18 protein-coding genes are annotated in these 19,501 nt (G+C 55.1%); 7 read left to right on the top strand and 11 right to left on the bottom strand.

Annotation, left to right across the window (positions count from 1 at the left end; translation table 11 throughout):
• From F758_RS48940 to F758_RS0140770, 7 genes are all read right to left on the bottom strand, one after another.
• Positions 1-218 (bottom strand): IS4/Tn5 family transposase DNA-binding protein (locus F758_RS48940; RefSeq protein ID WP_198026584.1); only part of this gene is annotated, 218 nt, incomplete at its 3' end.
• Between the two features lie 345 nt (positions 219-563).
• Positions 564-1,448: a class I SAM-dependent methyltransferase gene (locus F758_RS0140795; protein WP_024513196.1), complete on the bottom strand. Its 885-nt coding sequence runs from the start codon at positions 1,446-1,448 to the stop codon at positions 564-566.
• A 181-nt stretch (positions 1,449-1,629) separates the two neighbouring features.
• A complete protein-coding gene (locus F758_RS0140790) occupies positions 1,630-2,394 on the bottom strand; it encodes a hypothetical protein (protein ID WP_024513195.1) in 765 nt (254 codons plus the stop codon).
• Positions 2,395-2,433: 39 nt separating this feature from the next.
• The gene (locus tag F758_RS0140785; protein ID WP_198026700.1) at positions 2,434-3,468 is read right to left on the bottom strand and encodes a GNAT family N-acetyltransferase; all 1,035 of its coding nucleotides are present in this window, start codon (positions 3,466-3,468) and stop codon (positions 2,434-2,436) included.
• A 199-nt stretch (positions 3,469-3,667) separates the two neighbouring features.
• Positions 3,668-4,927, bottom strand: coding sequence for an O-antigen ligase family protein (locus F758_RS0140780; RefSeq protein ID WP_024513193.1), 1,260 nt, complete (start codon positions 4,925-4,927; stop codon positions 3,668-3,670).
• Positions 4,928-5,395: 468 nt separating this feature from the next.
• Complete coding sequence (locus F758_RS0140775; protein ID WP_024513192.1) at positions 5,396-6,184, bottom strand: YdcF family protein; 789 nt, start codon at positions 6,182-6,184, stop codon at positions 5,396-5,398.
• A 36-nt stretch (positions 6,185-6,220) separates the two neighbouring features.
• Positions 6,221-7,246 carry a glycosyltransferase family 2 protein gene (locus F758_RS0140770; protein WP_024513191.1) on the bottom strand — a complete coding sequence of 342 codons (1,026 nt, stop codon included), beginning with the start codon at positions 7,244-7,246 and terminating at the stop codon, positions 6,221-6,223.
• Positions 7,247-7,706: 460 nt separating this feature from the next.
• On the opposite strand from F758_RS0140770, the gene F758_RS0140765 reads away from it, so the two are divergent.
• On the top strand, positions 7,707-8,501 hold the full coding sequence (locus F758_RS0140765) for a YdcF family protein (RefSeq protein WP_024513190.1): 795 nt from the start codon (positions 7,707-7,709) through the stop codon (positions 8,499-8,501).
• Positions 8,502-8,636: 135 nt separating this feature from the next.
• Here F758_RS0140765 and F758_RS0140760 read toward each other — a convergent pair whose 3' ends face one another.
• Both F758_RS0140760 and F758_RS0140755 read right to left on the bottom strand, forming a co-directional pair.
• Positions 8,637-9,455, bottom strand: coding sequence for a polysaccharide deacetylase family protein (locus tag F758_RS0140760; RefSeq protein WP_198026699.1), 819 nt, complete (start codon positions 9,453-9,455; stop codon positions 8,637-8,639).
• Positions 9,456-10,173: 718 nt separating this feature from the next.
• Positions 10,174-11,061: a hypothetical protein gene (locus F758_RS0140755; protein WP_024513188.1), complete on the bottom strand. Its 888-nt coding sequence runs from the start codon at positions 11,059-11,061 to the stop codon at positions 10,174-10,176.
• Between the two features lie 314 nt (positions 11,062-11,375).
• Here F758_RS0140755 and F758_RS0140750 point away from each other — a divergent pair, with 314 nt between their 5' ends.
• From F758_RS0140750 to F758_RS0140730, 5 genes are read left to right on the top strand one after another with little or no spacing between them, the layout of a single operon-like run.
• Positions 11,376-13,313: a non-ribosomal peptide synthetase gene (locus F758_RS0140750; RefSeq protein WP_157450450.1), complete on the top strand. Its 1,938-nt coding sequence runs from the start codon at positions 11,376-11,378 to the stop codon at positions 13,311-13,313.
• The gene (locus F758_RS0140745) at positions 13,313-14,233 is read left to right on the top strand and encodes a thioesterase domain-containing protein (RefSeq protein ID WP_024513186.1); all 921 of its coding nucleotides are present in this window, start codon (positions 13,313-13,315) and stop codon (positions 14,231-14,233) included. The genes F758_RS0140750 and F758_RS0140745 overlap by 1 nt, the downstream gene beginning before the upstream one ends.
• A 59-nt stretch (positions 14,234-14,292) precedes the next feature.
• On the top strand, positions 14,293-14,697 hold the full coding sequence (locus F758_RS52945) for a glycosyltransferase family protein (protein WP_198026701.1): 405 nt from the start codon (positions 14,293-14,295) through the stop codon (positions 14,695-14,697).
• Positions 14,694-15,197, top strand: a complete 504-nt coding sequence (locus tag F758_RS0140735) for a glycosyltransferase (protein ID WP_024513184.1) — start codon at positions 14,694-14,696, stop codon at positions 15,195-15,197. The genes F758_RS52945 and F758_RS0140735 overlap by 4 nt, the downstream gene beginning before the upstream one ends.
• Before the next feature lie 44 nt (positions 15,198-15,241).
• Positions 15,242-16,576 (top strand): nucleotide sugar dehydrogenase, encoded by a 1,335-nt coding sequence (locus tag F758_RS0140730; RefSeq protein WP_024513183.1) that lies wholly within the window; start codon positions 15,242-15,244, stop codon positions 16,574-16,576.
• A 2-nt stretch (positions 16,577-16,578) separates the two neighbouring features.
• Here F758_RS0140730 and F758_RS47235 read toward each other — a convergent pair whose 3' ends face one another.
• Positions 16,579-17,802, bottom strand: coding sequence for a glycosyltransferase family 4 protein (locus tag F758_RS47235; RefSeq protein ID WP_245286750.1), 1,224 nt, complete (start codon positions 17,800-17,802; stop codon positions 16,579-16,581).
• A 570-nt stretch (positions 17,803-18,372) separates the two neighbouring features.
• Between F758_RS47235 and F758_RS0140720 the strand changes: the two genes are divergently transcribed.
• On the top strand, positions 18,373-19,101 hold the full coding sequence (locus tag F758_RS0140720) for a class I SAM-dependent methyltransferase (RefSeq protein ID WP_024513181.1): 729 nt from the start codon (positions 18,373-18,375) through the stop codon (positions 19,099-19,101).
• Between the two features lie 159 nt (positions 19,102-19,260).
• Here the strand turns inward: F758_RS0140720 and F758_RS0140715 are convergent.
• Positions 19,261-19,501: transposase domain-containing protein (locus F758_RS0140715; protein WP_024513180.1), on the bottom strand; the 241-nt coding region annotated here is incomplete at its 5' end.

The raw sequence follows: 19,501 nt of genomic DNA, 5'->3' as shown, positions 1-19,501 counted from the left end.
AAGAAGCGGTAGGCTGCCTTGGTATTCGCCCAATCCTGGCAAACGAGCGGGATGCTTTGTCCCATGGCGCTTCCAATCTGCCTGAGCAGTTTGCGGAATCTGTCGCCGAGCCGCGCGTCCCTAAACTCGCATCCACTACTCTCTCGATCAATCCAACATTCACCTTCCAAGGACCGCAAACGGCCTCTTGCCGATCGATCCCTTAATGTCAGCCCCATAGAGCACCCCCTCGCGAATCAGGTGCTCAGCAAGGAATCACAAGTGATTCTTTCGATTCAACATTTCGCCGATCAGCGGATCAGCCCGAGTGGTCAAAGTTATGGGTAATTGAAAGCCGGTGAAGGCCTCCGCGCCGAATGAAGCGCGTTGTTGAGAAAGCTCAAGATCGTCCTGAGAGCTTACAGGCGCGCGCCAGGTTGCGGCGACGGCGCGGCGATATGGTGTTTCGGCGGTCGTTGCTGCTGCGCTGCTGCGATGGCGAGGGTCGTTTCACAACACCTACGGTCCGCGATGTCGCGCCGGCGATAAGGCCATCAGCGCTGTGAACTGCAACTCATGGGGCCTCAACTAGCAAATAGTCTTCCGCTTGTCAGGTCCTGGTCGGCGACACGGGTAAAAAACCGTGGGTCATAGGTGGGGCCGCATACGAACTGCACTTTGCGAAATCGGTCCTTTATGGATGCAGGGATCATGCGCTTAATGAGGTTCTTGCGCACGGATTGTTGCTTGAGAGTGGCTGACCAAGTTTTCGCGTAGTCGGATTGCTGTGGCGGTCTCGCAAAGATGTCGGCCACGTGCGTTCGCTGTGCGATGGTGCAGATATATGTAGGACGGTTATTGACCATCTGAACACGAGTTCCGGCTAGATCAGGGTCGATGACTTTGTACCACTGACCGAAGGTCGCCTTACCTGGCCTGCGATCGTCGGGAACATGCAGCAGTACTGCTTTGATAGTGAAGCCATTGTCTGGTGAAAAAGTCCGAAAAAGTAGCTCGGGGCTGAACTGCCAAAAGCCATGTCCCATGTAATTGTTGGCTCCATCGACCTGGACAAAATGTCCTCCGATTTGCACCATCTGCATACAGTTTTTGATGGCTTGAGGGAAATTGAATACATGCTCAAGCGTCCCATAATCGATCACGACTGAAAACCGTCCATGCAGAGTGTAACTGATCGGCGCGTTCATATCATGGATAACGGTAGCGCCTTCGTAATCCGACGCATCGATCGATTCGATGTCAAGAGCCCCGAGTAATTCTAACAGTGGCTCGGCAAATTGACCAAAGTGATACTTTGAAAGGGGCAATCCAAGCCGTCGAAAAAGCCGGCGAGCGAGATGCTCTGGGATGTGGATATTCTGACGACCTATGAGCATCGTCTTCTCAAAGACGACGCCGGCGGCTTTTGCTCCGCATAAGAACTGCAAACCCGCAACGTCGATACCCAAATCAGCCTCCAATATGAAGGGCAGCCTGTATCTTCGGCCTATTCGCGGCGATTGATCCGCTTGACGAAGCGCTTGCCGCCGAGTGGCCTCGCTGCGAGGGCTTCTGTCGCATGCCCGCCCAGCTCAGCGATTATCCGGTGCTCATGGAACCGTGGCGTCGAAACAGCCAGACGACGCTCGTTCAAGTTGACCGCCTGATCACAACAAGGCTGTTGTCGTTTAGCGCGACATTCGGACGAAACAGCGTGACGTAGTCGACTACATAATCTGTTTTGCTGAAAAAGTCATTGTAGCGCACCAGATCGAACAGTTGTACATCCTCGATAACGTAAATTCCGTCCTGTGAGAGATGCTGGATGGAATGTTCAAAAAGACAAGCTCCCGCCTCAAACGTATGAAGTCCGTCATCCAGCATAAACTCGAAGTCACTAACCCCAACATTCTTCCAGAATCTCGCAATCGTTTCTGGATCAAGTTGATCCACGTGAAAAGTCTTGATCCGTTCTTCCTCAAAGAGAATGCTTTGATCGATATCTGCACCATATACGACCGCATTGGGAAAGTAGTCACGCCAGACGCGCAAGGATGCACCCGGCTTTCCTTCGGATCCCATGCTCGACACGAGAGTCGGATTGTTTGTTCCCAATCCACACTCGAAAACACGCTTGATGTTATTGCGACAGTGCGAAAAAAGGCGCGAGTAAAAGTCAGTGTATGTGTGTGATGGCCACGGGTAGGGGTGACCTTCGGCTTTTACTTCACCCTTGTCCGATCCATATTTATCGCAAAGTTGAGCGAGCAGGTCCTTCTTGTTCTTGTGGTGATGGACAGTGAATTTGAAATCAAAACTCGAGGAGAACTCGTTCAACTGCTGTTCTTTTCGAATTTTCCAAAGCAGGTCGTCTAAAAACAAAGTATCAAACCTTCTGATAGCGCTCTTCAGCATTTTGAGATTCCAGTGAGCATCGAGACCTGAAAATATTGGTCACTTTCGAGCGAGGTGTCCACGCCATGTTCGCTTTACAGCGTCGAGGATTCCAGCAGTCCCCAACAGGCCCTTTATTGAGGGCCTCAATGCCGCTACGAGAGACTGGACGGCGTTTATCGAAGTGCCTTTTACGGACAGATTAAAAATATGTACGTATGATTCCTGCCAGAAACGATTACCAAATCGTTCCTTCCAAGGTGCGTCGCCGCTGCCAAAATCGATGAGATCGACCTGACCATGGCGCTGGCGAGAGATATCCTCCAGGACCTCCAGTATCAAATACATCCCGGGCGTATACGCCTCATATGCCCAGTCCACTGCGATGTATTCACAAAGGAATGTGCGCTCCCTTAGCGATCCGATGAAAAAGGCGCACGGCTTGTGGTCCAGGTAAAGAATAAATGCACGAAGCCAGCCCTTTTGGGCTTCGAATTCCAGTATTGAGCGGATGTCCGGCTTGTTTATGAAACCAACATTTAAGTTTCGCTGATACGACCTGCTTGCGACTGCTTCTGCATCTCGCATCATCCGTTCGAAATCATCGGGAAATTTGAGCGGATCGATATGGACGTCGCGAAACACTTCGCCCAATTTCCGAGTACGTCTCTTTTGGTTGTTCCGCTCTTTGCTCGATATGCTGGCTAGAAAGCCACCAGGACTAATTTTGAGATCCCGCACGCGATGGATCTGCGGGGAAATGGCATAGTCACGCTGAAACCATTTGGGCAGAGTTCTGGCAGCTTTAACGAGAGGCGAATTGAGGTCCGGATGATAAAGGATTGCAACGTCCGCTTCGCCCGAGGACAGAGACTCGACTATGCTACCGACCAGCGATTTGGAGTTGACTTCGGAAATGTCCCCCAACCAACCGTCACTGACGAAAATGAGAGTCTTCACTTTCGGCAAGCGAAGAGTGAGGTACCCGGCCTTGATGTGCTTCGGTGCGGCCTCCAGCCTGCCGCACATGAGCGCGGTTGGAACGCCTCCCGAATAGACAACGATGACGTGAGGTCGAACGGTCGCGGTGATCACCTCTGAAACAAAGAGAAAGAAATCAAGGTCAGCATCCCTACCTGTTCGACACGATGTCCAAAAGCTTCGGAGCTCCTCGATCTCGGATCGAGTCCTTAAGACCCGAACTTGGCACGGGGAAGCTTCCAAGCTCGTGCTTCGACTACGCTGCTGAGTCAATGAGGCGTCTTCCGCCGCTGTCGGATTTAGCATGGTTGCGTCATATCTTTCGCGGGTACTGGCGTTGTACGAGAGATCGAGACTGCCGCCGTGTATTGGCAATCGATAGGATATGTGATCGCGATTGCGAATAATCCGCTGCCGACGCTCCGCGAAGATGATATTCCTTCACCGAAGCCGAGACACCTATACAAAAGCCCCAGAACTCCCACAGATTTAGCCAAAAGTGCACCGTAATCCCGATGCACATAAAACAGGCAAGCATCAGTATAAGTCCAATTCGCATATTTCCCATAAAAGGGTCGTCGGCAAAGGTCGCGACCGATCGAGGGAGCGCTGTCGCATTGAGAAGAATCAGGAAGATTAGCGCAGGAATTCCGAAGCGGAGCATGGTCACGAGCCAAACACAATCAATCGTGTGATCTATGACGTCCATATCGATTTCAGAGAAACCGAATCCAATAAGAGGCGATTGTGGAATGACGTCAAAGGCGCTGTTCCAAATAACTAGCCGCGTATAACCCGAGTCTGGATCAAGCGTCATATGTAGAATGACCCATTTAACCGGATTGTCGGAAACAATGGAGAGCATCGCAAATAGCGTCGCAGCACCGAGCCAACACGCCGTCCAGCGCCACGAATAATTCTTCAGCAGTCGGTCATAGCAAAAGCTTATCGCAACGAGCGCGGACGCCAATAGCGCAGCGGAGGCAATGGATAGCAACGTTCCGACGAATGAAAACCCAACAAAGAAGACGCGACGAAACCCACTTTCCACATACAAAAGTATCGCCATCATCACTGAGCAGAATGATCCAAAAAGTATCGAATGTTGGAACGTCGACAAGGACCTCACAATTCCAAACCGATACTGCGGAACGAAATGGCCCCCGGTCCCAAAGCTCTGCGAAACCGTGTCGTAGACTATGTTCCGCCCGGATATGGTATCAATGGTGCCAATCAAAACGAGGGCGACGACAGTCGCCTCGAACGCGCCAACGAGTGTCTTCAGCGCGGTGGGGCCAAAAAAATACGCGCGTGCAATGAGGTAGGAGCCAAAGAATTCGAGCACGACGGCGAAAGCTGATGAATCTAGACTGCCCTTACCAGCAGTGGTCGCCAGCACTATCCATGCGGAGAGTGCACACGCAAAGAGATCTGCCGCGACTATCCTTCTCTGACCTTGGAAGAAGCGTACGAAGGCGGGGACAATGAGCAGGACAATAGCGATGCGGCCGGGCGTGAACTTCATCCCGCCGATATAAATTTCTGCCGGCGGCAGACCAATCCCTATCATCATGAGCCATGCCGCGAGTGCGCCTGAGCGCGAGCCCTCGCGGAGCCTGCCGGTCCCAAGTGAGGGTGAGACTCGTCCGCGGCCTACTCTGTTTTGTAGCATGCCGGCACCGCAATTATGCTGGCCAGGCGACTTCTCGCTCAGGCGCTTAGATTAGTTGTATATTGAGAGGGTCGTCGCTGCAAGCAAAGCAAACTCAGACGCCATTTTAATATTAAATCGGTGATCTGTCTCATAAGACAAGGGGTCAATTGCTACCCTGCCAAAATATGCGGCGGATGCGATCCGTGGTCGTCCCTCCCATTGGGTGTGACCTCCGTCCCATCTCACATGGTGGAGAGGTCTTGCCCGAATTCCCGAGAGAAATATTGCCTGCCTTCAGAAGAAATCGAAGCTGAATAGATTTTGATCGCACATTAACTACCTGAGCTCGCAACTCGGATGACCTCTCTTAACGTGTCGCGTCCGGGACTACGGTCCGGCGAACCATTCGTCGCAATATCCCGCAATGCGATAGTCAAGAAGACCGAGCCATTCATGGACAGCGACGTCCACACGTCGCAAATTGTCTGCGGCGTTGGTCGCTCGCCACCACAATTCTTGCGAACCATGCGTGCGTTGACCTGCCGGAAAAGCGGTCACGTTGAAGCCGGCTTTTCGGAAGGTGCCGATGGCTCGCGGCATGTGATACGCCGATGTCAGCAGCAGCCAGCGCGATGATGGGGGAGGATGGATCAAGTCGGCGGTAAACCGGGCGTTTTCTTCGGTCGTGCCGGACCGCTCCTCAATCGAAATGCGGTCGGCGGGGACGCCAAACGAGATGAAGTACTGCTTCACAATGGCGGCCTCGCTTGGCCCGGCGACGGAGGGGTCGCTGCCGCCGGAAAAGACGATTCGAGCCTTGGGATAACGACGGGCGAGATCCACGATGATAGGCATCGGCCCGGCAGCTTCGTCGATAATGATCGGACTTTGATATGAATGGCTTTGAGCGTCGTACGATCCACCGAGGACGATAATTCCATCTATCTCTTGGTCCGGAAATCTCATTGCGGGGAATCGCTGTTCTAATGGGGTCAAAAGTATATTTCCAATCGGCGTCAGGGCGGCTACTGCCAGCGCGGCCAAGGCACCAGCGGCTACAACGACGCCAGAGCGACGCCGAAGCAGTATCAGGAGGAGCCCCAGTACGGCCAAAACCGCAATGGCATTCGAGGGAACGGAAAGAAAATCTGCCGCTTTCGATAGTGCAAGATGCATGGCGACACTTCGGGATCGCTGATCCGTCTGTCTTGTTTAATTCCTTGAAACCAATGTTTCGCTGATCTCGGCAAATATATGCGGAGGAGGTGGCCCTATTTCGCCTTTCAAGCCGGCCCACAAGCCCGCCAGAGCGGTTTTGAAGTTGCGCGGCGAGCCAGCCAAAAGATACTGCATGGCATAGGCAAGCGAGAGGAGGCTGCCCCAGAGCAACGACCTTGGAAAATGCATCCGGATGTAGAGGATGCGGTTTCTGCTTTGGAGGTACACCGACAGTTGCGACCGATTGAATGATCCAATCGTGGTGCCCCCCTTGTGCGGCACAATTGACGCACTTGCGTAACCGAGACCGTAACGCTTCGCTCGAATGCCCCAGTCCGCATCCTCGTAATAGAGAAAGAATCGTTCATCCATGGGGCCGACTTGTTCAAGACACTTACGGCTCACGTACAACGAGGCGCCGGAAACGCAATCGAGGCGGTCTTCCATAGCCTCGAGATCGAAAGGTTCGTTGATCCGCTGCCTATATCCGAGGAGGGCCGGTCTCATTATCAATTTGCGCCAATAGAGGCCGCCGCGGCAATGGATATAGTCTCCACCCACGACAGGCAAAATCGTGCTACCCACCATGCCTTTATTGGCCGTAATGGAACGCTGAACGAGCGCACTGAGGGCGTCTGGCTCCGGCTGTGAATCCGGATTGAGAATCCAGATTCCTTGCCAGCCAGGGATTTTTGACAAGTAGTCGATCCCGGCGTTTACGCCGCCGGCGTAGCCGAGATTTCTTTCGGCAAGAGCAATTTCTACCCGGGAGGATCGTCCCTTGAGGACGAGGCGTTTGATCTGAACCAGTCGCCCCAGCGGAACAGCCGGCAATTCGTTTTCAACGGTGATGCAGGGCCCCTCGGCATTTGACAAGGCTTCGAAGAGTTCGCGAAAAGATTTGCTTCCGCCATTCTCACAAATGAAAATGTCGAAGCTAGGTTCGGTCTTCGCGCGGGCGAGGGCAGTCAGGCACGCGCAAATGTCTTGAGGGTTACGGAAGCCCACGATGAGAACCATCACGGCACAAGGCTTCGGGTCGCAAGACCCCAATTCCCCACAATTACCAATATTCCGCGGCTGGGGGCCCTGCCCCAATCGCGTCAGAGATAATGGCCCACTCTCTCGCTGAGCCCGGTGTTGAATAGGGTTTAATGCGATCTTCGCGTCCTGCACGTTCATCAGCTGCTCTCGCTGCCAGGCCGTTCCGTAGGACGGTAGGCTTTTTTGACCTGAACCGGTTCACAACGGCGAATCTGCATGGTGGCCCCAGAAAATTCAAATGACATTTAATGCCGAGTTAAATAAATATGGGAGACGCAGGCGTTGGACTCCTACCCTTAGCTCAGTGCGGGGGTATGCGCACCGCAGCGAGCTTCCGAAACGAGCAAACCGCCGAGGGTCGGCCTTCTTCGGGTTTTAAAAAGGTTCTGAAAAGCGCTACCATTAATGATGATGATATTTTTGAAAGTAATATCGCATGCACTCTATACTTGCTCAAGCATATTATTTTCTGTCGGTCCCTTCAAATATCATTGCGGCTCTGGCGGTTCTGGGGCTTGTCATGACGGTTTGTCTCGGCCGCTCGGCCGTTAGCGTCGCTGCGGTTGCGTTGGTGACGCTGGTGGCCGCCACATTGTCACCGGCTGGAAATATCCTTTTGTTCCCACTGGAACACCGGTTCCCCACTGCCAGAATTCCGAGCCAGGAGATCGATGGAATTATTGTTCTCGGCCGGTCCTATGATTCGCAAAGCCATGGACATCTGAGCTCGATACTTCTCGAGGAAGATACCGAACCGATGTCCGTTATACCTGATATCGCCCGCCGCTATCCTCGGGCTCGTATCATCTTTTCTGGCGGCACGGACCCGTCAAATCCCGGGCCAAGGGAGGCCGCGGTCGCCAAAGAGTACTTCGTTTCGCTCGGCATTGCCGCGGACCGCATTTCGATCGAGGATCAATCCCTGACTACCAAAGAAAGCGCCCAATTCACCGCCGCCTTGGTCCATCCCTCGCCATCATCACGGTGGCTGCTAGTTACATCGGCCTATCACCTGCCCCTGGCAATGGGGGCCTTCCGCAAGGCGGGGTTTAACGTAATCGGTTTTTCGGTAGGCCTGCGCACGCACGGGGCGGATGAACTGTGGCGGCCTGCGAAGACCGCCACGGACAATTTACGTCGCGTGGATATCGCCGTCGCAGAATGGCTCAATCTTCTCATCTATCGGCTCTCAGGATTTTCTGACGAGTGGTTCCCGGGACCGCTTACGTGACCTTCGGCGCCTTGGCGATTGAACGAAGCCGTTGCGGAACGGCTGGCCCGACCCGCCAATGAAATTTGCGATGCGGCAAAGTTTCACGACTGATCGATCGTTGAGCAACCATTTGTCACCGGATGAACGGCAGCTTCAGCGATGTTGGATGCGGATGCTTGGTGCCCATTTCCCGAATATCGATCGCAACAGTTTCCTCAATCGAACAGTGCACGCCGTCCATTCGTATGCGCCGTCGAACTTCAGGAAGAATTCCATTGGGCCATCAGATGGTTCGACCTTGGTTCGACCGCGCAAGATTTCGAGACCAGTTGTGTCCACCTCCTGGGCCATAATCGAATAGGCCGTTTCATAGCCAGCTGCACGGCACATCGCGACTATGGACGCATCATGATCCCCATAGGGGAACGAAAAGTCGACAATTTTCCGTCCGCTCAACTCCGCCAATCGAGCGCGTGACTCCTCGAGTTCCCGTCGCGCGCGCTTTGAATCCAACCTCGTCATTAACGGATGACTCACACTATGTGACGCGAGCGCGACCAACGAGGTATCCAGTGCGTTCAACTGTTCCGGCGCCATAACGACTTCCGCCAGCTCCGGGGCTGCCTCACCCTTCATTGCCCAGCCCGGAGTGCGGCCCATCCAGCCGACCGGAACGAAGATCGTGGAGTGAAAAGAGCGCCTAGCGAGTTCAGGCAGGGCATTCTCGGCAACACTAACGAAGGCATCGTCAAAGGTGATTGCGACGCATTTCTTTCCTGAAGGGAGGTCGCCTCGGTACGATGCCGGCAGTACGAACGCGCTGCGGCGGAGAGCGTCCATTTGACGGGCAAAGCTATGCCGGTGTTTCGGAGAAACACCATGATAGTAAAGGATGGTAAGCCGCTGAGTGGACGGCCGTCCCGTCAACCGAAGCGAATAACGAAAAAGAGTTCGCGCGCCGTAATAGACCAAGCTGATGGCGATCTTCGATACTCGTTTAAATTCTGGCGCTCTCATATTCTGCTAAGCTTATAATTCTTTCCGGGACAAAGCAAAACCAAGACCAAGACATGCATAGAATATTTGGGGGCCGCAGAATCCGTATCGATGGATTCCATTCAAACTGATGAGTGCATGGGGCGGACGTACTCAGCGGTTGGTAATGCTCGCCGACGATCTTGGTGGGGCCGCGGCACCGCCTGCGAAGGACTGCGAGCAGCCAATTGGGGTTGCGGGTCTTCACCTTGGTTCCTGCGAACCCAGCATGCGCCAAGGCAGCTGTTCCGCCTCGCATGAGGTGGTGACAGCGAGCACTGGCGGAATGCGCGACACCAAGTGGAGTTCTCGAAGTAACCTGAACCACAGATAATTGGCGATCGTCAGGCGGACTGGTTGCTCATGGTAAATACTTCCCCGAAACACGTAGAATGTGCGGTCATTCCCAGCGCTTGCTTGACGAACAAGAGCTCGGTCGTGCCCAAGCGGCGAAACTCTTGCTACCCGCAATTGGCATGAGCGAGACCGAGCGTCGATTACGCTCATGTATTCCATGTTCTCGTCCGTGAGCCTCACAGAGAACTGTTGTTCGGTAAGAAATTCTACAATTGCGTTCTGTATGTCAATCGGATTGTCACGGACAACTGCGAGCTTCCAGCCGATCGTCAGTGGAAGCAATATAGCAACACACCACTTAAGCGCGGATGAGTGTTTCACGCTTCAGTCCTAGCAGGCTGATCGTTACAATTGATGCGAGAATAACGAAGTTCGCGGCGATTTCGGCTAGCGGCGTGTGAAGCATACGGTAATGCGCCGAGCTCAATCCCATAAGGCTGATGCGGATGACGTTCACAGTGACTACGGAGAAGCAAGCGAGCAGGCACCAGAGAATATCTTGAGGGGACCATCTGTGCCGCACGGATTCGCTGATTGTAATCCAGCACAGGAACGCCAGGGAGACATTCGCTAACGATGAGCACGGTGGAAAGATAGCAAGCGTGCCGGAGTGATCGGCAAATTCAACCAAATTTCCGTTTCGTTGCGTTCCCAGCATCCATCCAACAAGCCACGCATCCGCACCTAGGATGAAACTGGCAAACAAATCAAAGATGAGGCGGCTCCAGAGCATTGGAACTGTCGCGGCCAGAAAAACAATGGCGCCTCGACGCTGCAAATCCGTCGTTTCCGTAAAAAGCAGCACATAGACGCTAAGGATGGTCACGGCGAGCCAGCTCATTGCGCCGATTGGCAGAGCAATCGCGAATAAGAGAACTATCACAACCGCGAGGTCTGCCGCACGTATAATACCTGTCTTATCAACTAGGACCAACGAGACGCCGGTAAAGCACGCAACTAGTACTATTGCGCTGATGTCGAAACTGCCAACGGCCGCGTCGACCCACCCAGATAAGTGCACGGACGCAATCATTTTTGCGGCCAGACCGTTGGTGCAGCCAAGAATGTATGTGCCGGCAAACAGCTCGCTACGCGTGGGCCGGAACGACAATCCTGGACGCCAAAGCTTATGCTGAAAATAGAGTAGAGTTGCCGTGGCAAAGCGCGCCTGTCTCCGCTGACTCATGTTGCGTCGCCTGTCGCCCTCGAACGCTTTTGAAAGATTGTTGCGGACAGAGGGCGGATTTAACCGATTGCGAATTAATAGTCCTTTTAAATGTTGGATTGCGCGTTTACAATAGATGGGTTATTTGTTTAATCGTGTTTTTATTTAATGACGCTAATTATGTGTGCGTCCCGGGCGGGTGCATATCCTCTTCCGAGGCTCGGTCGCTGGCGCCCGGCGCCTAGGCAGGGGCGGGGGTGCCGCCGGAGTTAAGGAGCCGAATTTAAATCACAAAATATAGGTTGGTTATTGCCGTCGGGAGGAAATCTGTGTCATTGACGCAAGCATTGCCAAGTCGTTCGGAAGAAGGCCGCTCTCAGGTTTGGGGGAGCTTGACGGAGCACGAGCGGGAACAGTTGCTTCGATGGAACGATACGTATGCGGATTTCCCGCAGGTCTGCGCGCACGAGATTTTCGAGCTGCAGGTCGACCGGAATCCTGAAGCGGTTGCCGTGGTATTCGGGAATCGTCAGCTGAGTTACCGAGACCTCAATGAGCAGGCGAACCGGGTTGCGCATCACCTTCGTCGACGGGGCGTGAGGCCGAACACGCTGGTGGGTGTTTGCTTCGAACGCTCGCCGGAAATGGTCGTGGCATTGCTGGCTGTCTGGAAAGCCGGGGGTGCATACGTGCCCCTCGATCCCACATATCCGAAGGAGCGGTTGTCGTTCATGATTCAGGACGCGCAGCCGCTTGTACTCCTGACGGATAAGAAGTGCGCCCGGCTACTAACTATGTCGGGCGACAAGGTGATCTGCCTCGATGACGACTGGCAGAAGCTTAGTCAGGAGAGTGGAGATAATCCCGCCCCAATCGCCGTGCCGTCAAATCTTGCCTACGTCATCTACACGTCGGGCTCTACCGGTAGACCTAAAGGAGCGATGATTGTTCATCGTGGACTGGTCAACTACCTGTGGTGGGCGATCGGAGCATACGGCGTCGATCCCGGGCGCTCGGTGCCAGTTCACACCTCTATTTCCTTCGATCTAACGGTCACTAGCCTTTACACGACTCTGCTCGGTGGCGGCATTGCGGAGTTGCTGCCAGAGGATGTCGGCGCGCAGAACTTGTTGGCAGCTCTTCTGCGGGCTGGCGACCGTGGGCTCGTCAAGATCACGCCAGCTCACCTCGAACTGCTCAGCGCTCAGATCGGGATGGATCAGGCCGCGTGCATGGCGACGGCGTTTGTGATCGGAGGCGAAAACCTCTTTGCCGAGACACTTCAGCTGTGGCGCGACCATGCTCCTTCGACACGTTTGTTCAATGAGTACGGTCCGACCGAAACTGTCGTCGGCTGCTGCGTTCAGGAGGTGCAGGCTGCGGACCCGCGCAGCGGGTCTGTGCCGATTGGGCGACCGATCGCGAACACGCAGCTGTATGTCCTCGACGAGAATCTGCGGCCCGTGGGCCCGGGTGTAATGGGCGAGCTATTCATCGGCGGGGTCGGCGTGGGGCTCGGCTACTTGAATAGGCCAGACCTCACCGCAGAACGGTTTGTGCCGGATCGCTTCAGCGGAGTGAAAGGCGCGCGCTTGTACAAAAGCGGAGACTTGGCCCGATATCGAACCGACGGCACGCTGGAGTACCTGGGCCGCGCCGATGACCAAGTCAAGATCCACGGCTATCGCATCGAGCTTGGCGAGGTCGAAGCGAACCTCGCCGCGCACCCGAGCGTGCAGGCAAGCGCCGTCCTGGCGCGCGAGGACGAGCCAGGGAACCGGCAGCTCATCGGATACCTTGTTCCGCGCAAGGGCGAGACAGTTGAGACGGATCAGATGCGGGCATTCCTGAAAGCGAGGCTCCCCGACTACATGGTGCCTGCACAGTTCGTCTTCCTTGATGCGCTACCACTCACGCCGAATGGAAAGGTCGACCGGAAGCTCCTGCCGGCTCCATCCAACGCGAGCGTCGGCAAAGGCGGGGCACCCCAGACCGAGACCGAGAAGGCGGTCGCAGCGCTCTGGAGCGAGCTACTGGGCGTCGATGGGATCGGGATCGAGGATGATTTCTTCGATTTAGGCGGACAGTCGATGACAGCTGTCGGGCTTGTTGCGCGGCTTCGTACGGCCTTCGATGTCAATCTCGAACTTGCGACTTTGTTCGAGCGGCCAAACATTGCCGAGCTTTCGGAAGCGATCGACGTGCTTGTGCTGACGAGTCGCGCTGTAGCTTCGAAAACTCTCCCAGGCGCGCGTGAGGAGTTCGAGCTGTGATGGATGCGACAGCACTCCTTTCCACGCTTCGTGCCCGAGACGTTAGGCTGTGGGTCGAGGACGCGCAGCTCAAATGCAGTGCTCCGGTCGGTGTGCTCGACGCGAGCCTGCGGCAGGCGCTGGCCAGCCGGAAGCAAGAGATCATCGCATTCCTGCAGCAGGCGGACGCCCTCAAGAGTGGTCCGGCGTCGATCGTGCCGATCAAGCCGGAGGGGTGCAGGCCACCTATATTCGCCGTATCTGGTCATGGCGGCGACATCTTCTGCTTTCTCCCATTGGCGCGTCAACTGCACGCGGAGCAGCCTATGATTGGCGTACAGCCGCCGGGCCTGGACGGCACGGAACCGCTCAACTCCGTCGAGGCGCTGGCGCATTACGAAATCGCGCAAATACGGCAATACCGACCCCACGGTCCTTATCTCATTGCAGGACATTGCGCGGGCGGGACCCTCGCTTTCGAGGTGGCGCAGCAACTCATAGCGGCACGCCAAGACGTGGCGCTGCTGGCGCTCATCGGAAGTCCGTTCCCGAAAATGTTCGGACGCGCGTCCCTATTATGGATGCGCCTGTCTGGATACATGAGGGCGCTTACGCCCGGCGCATTCACGCGAAAGCTGCAGCGGCGCCTCGAACGACAGCGAGCGCAATCAGTCGTCGGCTCCGAGACGCTCTCGGCAAGACGACGGGTGGAAAAGGCGACCGTTGCTGCAGTCCGGCGGTACAGGCCGCGCCCATACCCGGGTGAAATCGACCTATTCGTGACTGCCGACAAGTGGCATCGGTCTGATCTATGGAGAGCGTTCGCCGGAACGCTACGCGAGCACCACCTGGAGGACTTCGAGGTCAACGATCTGCTGCTTGGACCGAACGTGAGCCTCCTGGCTGCGTCACTTCAAGGGAGGCTCAACCAGCTATGCTGATAGGTCCTGGTCGGAATCGTCCAAAACTGATGGCGGTCTCCTCCGGAGGCGGTCATTGGGTGCAACTGCTTCGCCTTGCCCCCGCATTTGCAGATTGCGAGGTCATTTATGTTGGAGTTGATAGGTCATACGCATCCCAGGTGCCGCAGAACAAGTTTTGCGCGATCCACGATGCTACGCGCTGGAACAAGTTTGGACTACTTCGTTTAGCGCTGAACGTTGCCTGGGTTATGTGGAGGGAAAAGCCGGATGTCGTTGTGTCCACGGGCGCCGCACCGGGATATCTCGCGCTGAGGATTGGCAAGCTGGCAGGGGCCAAGACAATTTGGGTCGACAGCATTGCGAACGTTGAGGTCCTGTCGATGTCGGGAGCGAGGATTGGCCGCTATGCCGATCTCTGGCTCACGCAATGGCCGCACCTCGCGAGACCAGAGGGCCCCCACTATGCCGGGGCAGTTCTATGATTTTTGTTACCGTCGGCGCCCAAATGGCATTTGACCGTTTGATCCGTACCGTGGACGAATGGGCTGGATCACACGACGGGACGGACGTCTTTGCGCAGATCGGTCCATCCAATTATCATCCAAGATTTATTAGAGTGACGAAGTTTATCGATCCACCAGACTTCAGGAAAACCGTTGAGGCATCAAACCTCATTGTAGCTCATGCTGGAATGGGTTCGATCATTACTGCCCTAGAACTTGGCAAGCCGATCATCGTGATGCCGCGCCGAGGCGACTTAAGGGAAACACGGAATGACCATCAAGTCGCAACTGCGAACTACCTGGTCAAGGGAGCTCGCGTAGTGGTCGCCCTCGACGAGGAGATGTTGCTCCGAAAACTTGACCGCATGGACAGTCTCGCTGCGACAGAACGTATCGGAACGAGCGCTTCACCCGAGCTTATTGGTAAACTGCGGGAGTTCATTGAGCACAGAACTGAATCGGCCTTTGAGCCGCATTGAATAACATTGCTAAGGACTTCGCCATGTTTGTTGTGAGAAGTAACATGCCGATTTCGATCGAAGCCTTGTTGGAAAAATATCGCGAACGTACTGCAGTTGTAGCAGTAGTTGGATTGGGGTACGTCGGGCTGCCTTTGGTGAGAGCGCTAATAGGCGCTCGATTGAGGGTCGTGGGAGTTGATATAGACGCTGAAAAGATAGAATCCATCAAGGATGGCAGGTCCTATATCAGCCATCTATCCTTCAACTTCTTTGTGGATGCCATTGAACGCGGGCGATTCAAGCCGACAACCGAGTTTGGCGATTTGTCCCACGCTGATGCAATCCTTATTTGTGTCCCCACCCCCCTGACGCGTCATCGAGAACCTGACCTGACCTATGTCGAAAGCACGGCGCGTTCCATCGTTCCTCATTTGAGGGCCGGTCAGCTCGTCGTGCTGGAGTCGACAACCTACCCTGGGACGACCCGGGACATTATGATTCCAATATTGGAGAGTTCCGGACTTAAGAGCGGCAAAGATTTCTTTGTCGCGTATAGCCCCGAGCGTGAAGATCCTGGCAATGACAAGTTCTCGACGACAACAATTCCAAAGGTGATTGGAGGCGACGGAGAAACTGCTCTAAGCTTCGCGGTTGCGCTGTACAGCTTGTTCGTTCCGCAGACTGTCCGGGTATCCAGTCTGGAGACCGCCGAGGCAGTGAAGCTGACTGAGAATGTCTTCAGAGCAGTCAATATCGCTCTTATGAATGAGCTGAAGCTCCTATACGCAGAGATGAGTATTGATATATGGGAGGTTGTGGAAGCGGCCAAAACAAAGCCGTTTGGTTTTATGGCGTTTTATCCCGGCCCCGGCCTGGGTGGTCACTGCATCCCGATTGATCCATTTTACCTGACGTGGAAGGCCAGGGAATATGAGCTTACGACGAAATTTATAGAACTGGCCGGTGAGATAAACAGTAATATGCCTCGATATGTCGTATCGCGAGTTGCGGACGAGTTGAATCGGCGGGCAAGACGAGGACTGAAAGGCGCTAGTGTTCTTGTTGTGGGGTTGGCCTACAAAAAGAACGTCGACGATACCCGCGAAAGCCCCTCGTTTAAGCTCATTGAGCTTCTGGAAAAGCATGGCGCCGCTTGTGATGTACATGACCCCTTCATTCCGATGATCCCGCTTACCCGCGAGTACGCCAGCCTGGCGGGGCGCCGATCTGTTTCGCTGAATGATGAGGTGATTTCCGGTTATGATGCGGTGTTGATTGCCACGGATCACGACTCGATTGATTACAAGGCGATTGTGGAGAGCGCGAAGCTGGTAGTAGACACGCGCAATGCTTGCTTTCGATCGGGGGCCTTGGGACCAAATGTCGTGAAGGCCTAAGCCTAAGCCGTGACGCCGTTCTCGGCCCTCTCTTTCTCTCCGGAGGCGGTCAGGCCTGCGGCTACTCTTCGCAAAACTATCATGTGCTGTTCTGCGCATCGTTGCACGCTGAAGCGCGTTCTTGACTCGCGGGCCAATCTCGATCGAACGGCCGTCCAACGCTCGCTTTCACTGATCACAGTTTTCATTGCTGCGACTAGCGCGGATTTGTTCGCATGTAGGCGGAAGCGCTCTCGGCCAATACTTTCCCAAGTTACGGTTTCCGGATCGCCGAGCGGGTTCGGGACCACGTATCCGCGTTGACCGTCTGATCCTACCTGCTCGCGACTGCCCCCGACCTCACTCATGATTACCGGGAGTCCTGCGCAAAGCGCCTCCATGGACGCGAGCGGCCATCCCTCGACAAAGGAATTCAGGACGAATGCGTCGGCCGCTGCGAGCAGGGGAGAGGGATCCGAAAGATTGTCGCGCAGATGGATTCGATTTCGTTCCGGGAGCTTGTCGCGCAGCAATCGGACCTGCTCTGCGTAGGACAGGTCGTCAGGCCGCCCGGCGATGAGCAAATGTGCCCGCGGCATGGCGCGTGCCACGTCAGCAAACGCCGCCACCAAGCCATACGCATTCTTTTGAGAGACTTGCCGAGCAAGTGAGATGAAGAGGAATTCGTCATTGAGGCCGAGCCAGCCGCGCGCCTCACCGCGGTTAATCACGGGGCGGTGGGAGGCATTGAAAGCATTGGGGATCGTAACGATCTCCGTGTCCGGAAATCTGGGATTTCCGCGCAAGTATTGGCGCCGGACCAAGTCGCTTACTGCCACCATCGAAGCGATATGGCGACTTCTCGTTAATTCGTTACGCCAGTCTGTTCCGATGGGGGTTGGAATTCCATGGAGCGTCTCGACTACGGGAATGCTCAAAGCAACGGCCGCTTCGAGGATCCACTCAGGCGCTGAATGAGCACTAATGACGTCGGGGCGATTTAGGGCGAGCCATTTCCGACCCTCTTCGGGCAATACACCAATCACCGATATCCCTTCACGAGCCAGTGCCGTTGCAAGTCGCCCGATGCGAGCAGGAACCGCCTGGGAAGATGCGCACATTACTGTTATATCGACCCCCCATGTCGGCAACTGCCGCGCCAAGAAGGCGACAAATTCGTCGATGCCTCCGGCATCCAATACCGCTGTCACGATAAGGCAGCGCAGTGGAGCGGTGGAGCCAGTCAAGATGCCAAGTTCCGCTGACACTTGCGCGGGCGCAACATCCCCCTCAGCTGACGAAAGCTCGCTGAGGCGGGACGCCTCAGGTGGAGCACCGAGAGACGCGATCCGACCTGGGATCAATGGTGACGACCAGTCCTCAACAGGGCTTTTATCGTCGCTGGCTTGTAAGGATCTTCGGAGCCATATTCTAGCCGCCCTTCGAACCGACGACGGGAGCGGCCAATATCGACGTTGCGCCCATAGTATAAGCCTCGTCCAGCGCGACTGCTGGCGACTGGCTCTCAGGCGGCTTTTAAATGCATCAGAATGTTTCACTTTGAGTGCCGGATTAAATACGTTAAAAGACCATTTTAAAGGAGGGCCAAAATAATCGCAATCCAGATAAACACAGACCTTTTAGCAGGCTCAAGCTAACACTAAAGGTCAATATTATCGGGTCGGCTGGACAGTCATCCAGCTTGAGTCTCAGACATGGGTTTCTCAAGTAGGCAATCGGTAACAAGGAGCGGCATTGCGAGGCCTGGCTTCTTCCTCTTGGTTCTCGAAAAGGCTGCCACGAGGTGACATTTGCAAATGCATTACGCTGCGCTCTGTTCAGCCGTCCTGCAAAAACTGCGGCGCGAGGGCATCCGCGGGTTGTGGCGCGCCAGCGTCGGATCGATCAAGAGAAGCCATAGTGCATTCGATGAGGAATTCGGCACCGATACCGAAAGCATAGTGCACCTTTGGCAACTCGATATCGACAGTCCTAATCGCGATGACGGCACTCGCTATCAACCGGTAGACCCCGATCTCATTCGGGCAGCCATCGAAACTCTCCCCATTGGACTCGAAGACTTTGTCTTTGTCGATCTCGGTTCTGGCAAGGGACGGACGCTACTACTTGCATCAGAATATTCGTTCAAGCGCGTGATCGGCGTCGAGTTCTCTCCACAGCTAAATGCGATTGCGACCGACAACATCGGAAAGTATCCGAAGGTAAGATGCCAGCATGTCACCTCGACCTGTGGCGATGCCGCTACCTATGAGTTTCCGCCGGATAATCTGGTCATCTATCTATATCACCCATTCGGCGAGAGGGTGTTTCGCCAGGTGCTTCAGAACTTGGAAGCCTCGCTGACCCGTCATGAGCGCGAAGTCTACGTTGTCTACTTCAACCCGGTACTGGCATCACTGCTCGACGCATCGGGCTTCCTGCAACGGGTCGAGTTGCCTGTCGAGTGGGCGATCGCCTTTCGCAATTCCACTGCCGCAGACCCGACTTCTGGGGGGAAATGCGTCCAACAACATCTTAGCTCGTGAGAGAATGGCCAGATCAGTGCGATCGAGTCTGCGAACGTGGGGTGCCGTAGTTTGCATCCAGGTTGTCCAAAGATCCGTCAAGTCAGGGTTAGCTTGGCCTGTCTGTAAGCGGCCCTCTGGCCGCACGGCGCTGAGGGCTTGATTTCCCGCCGGAAGGCGTCAGGCGGCGAGTTTGGCGGCCGAATGTTCTGCCCAAGCCCATGGCATGAGTTCGTCGATGCGAGCGGCAGGCCAGAGGTTGACGAGCTTCGTCAGCACATCGGTGAGATAGGCTTGCGGATCGACGCCTGTTAGCTTGCAGGTCTCGATCAGCGAGGCGATGCAGGCCCAGTTCTCCGCTCCATGATCATGGCCGGCGAAGAGTGCGTTCTTGCGATTGAGCACGATCGGGCGGATGCCG

The organism is Bradyrhizobium sp. ARR65, from assembly GCF_000472385.1.
Lineage (GTDB): Bacteria > Pseudomonadota > Alphaproteobacteria > Rhizobiales > Xanthobacteraceae > Bradyrhizobium.
Note: the sequence above shows the minus strand (reverse complement) of the source record. Positions and strands in the feature narration are given on the sequence as shown.

What these genes read in the sequence shown, in the direction of transcription:
- F758_RS0140735 (WP_024513184.1), top strand. Translation starts at nt 14,694, where the DNA reads ATGATTTTTGTTACCGTCGGCGCCCAAATGGCATTTGACCGTTTGATC.
- F758_RS0140730 (WP_024513183.1), top strand. Translation starts at nt 15,242, where the DNA reads ATGCCGATTTCGATCGAAGCCTTGTTGGAAAAATATCGCGAACGTACT.
- F758_RS0140775 (WP_024513192.1), bottom strand. Translation starts at nt 6,184, where the DNA reads ATGCATCTTGCACTATCGAAAGCGGCAGATTTTCTTTCCGTTCCCTCG.
- F758_RS0140780 (WP_024513193.1), bottom strand. Translation starts at nt 4,927, where the DNA reads ATGATGATAGGGATTGGTCTGCCGCCGGCAGAAATTTATATCGGCGGG.
- F758_RS0140765 (WP_024513190.1), top strand. Translation starts at nt 7,707, where the DNA reads ATGCACTCTATACTTGCTCAAGCATATTATTTTCTGTCGGTCCCTTCA.
- F758_RS0140770 (WP_024513191.1), bottom strand. Translation starts at nt 7,246, where the DNA reads ATGGTTCTCATCGTGGGCTTCCGTAACCCTCAAGACATTTGCGCGTGC.
- F758_RS0140745 (WP_024513186.1), top strand. Translation starts at nt 13,313, where the DNA reads ATGGATGCGACAGCACTCCTTTCCACGCTTCGTGCCCGAGACGTTAGG.
- F758_RS0140755 (WP_024513188.1), bottom strand. Translation starts at nt 11,061, where the DNA reads ATGAGTCAGCGGAGACAGGCGCGCTTTGCCACGGCAACTCTACTCTAT.
- F758_RS0140790 (WP_024513195.1), bottom strand. Translation starts at nt 2,394, where the DNA reads ATGCTGAAGAGCGCTATCAGAAGGTTTGATACTTTGTTTTTAGACGAC.
- F758_RS0140720 (WP_024513181.1), top strand. Translation starts at nt 18,373, where the DNA reads ATGCATTACGCTGCGCTCTGTTCAGCCGTCCTGCAAAAACTGCGGCGC.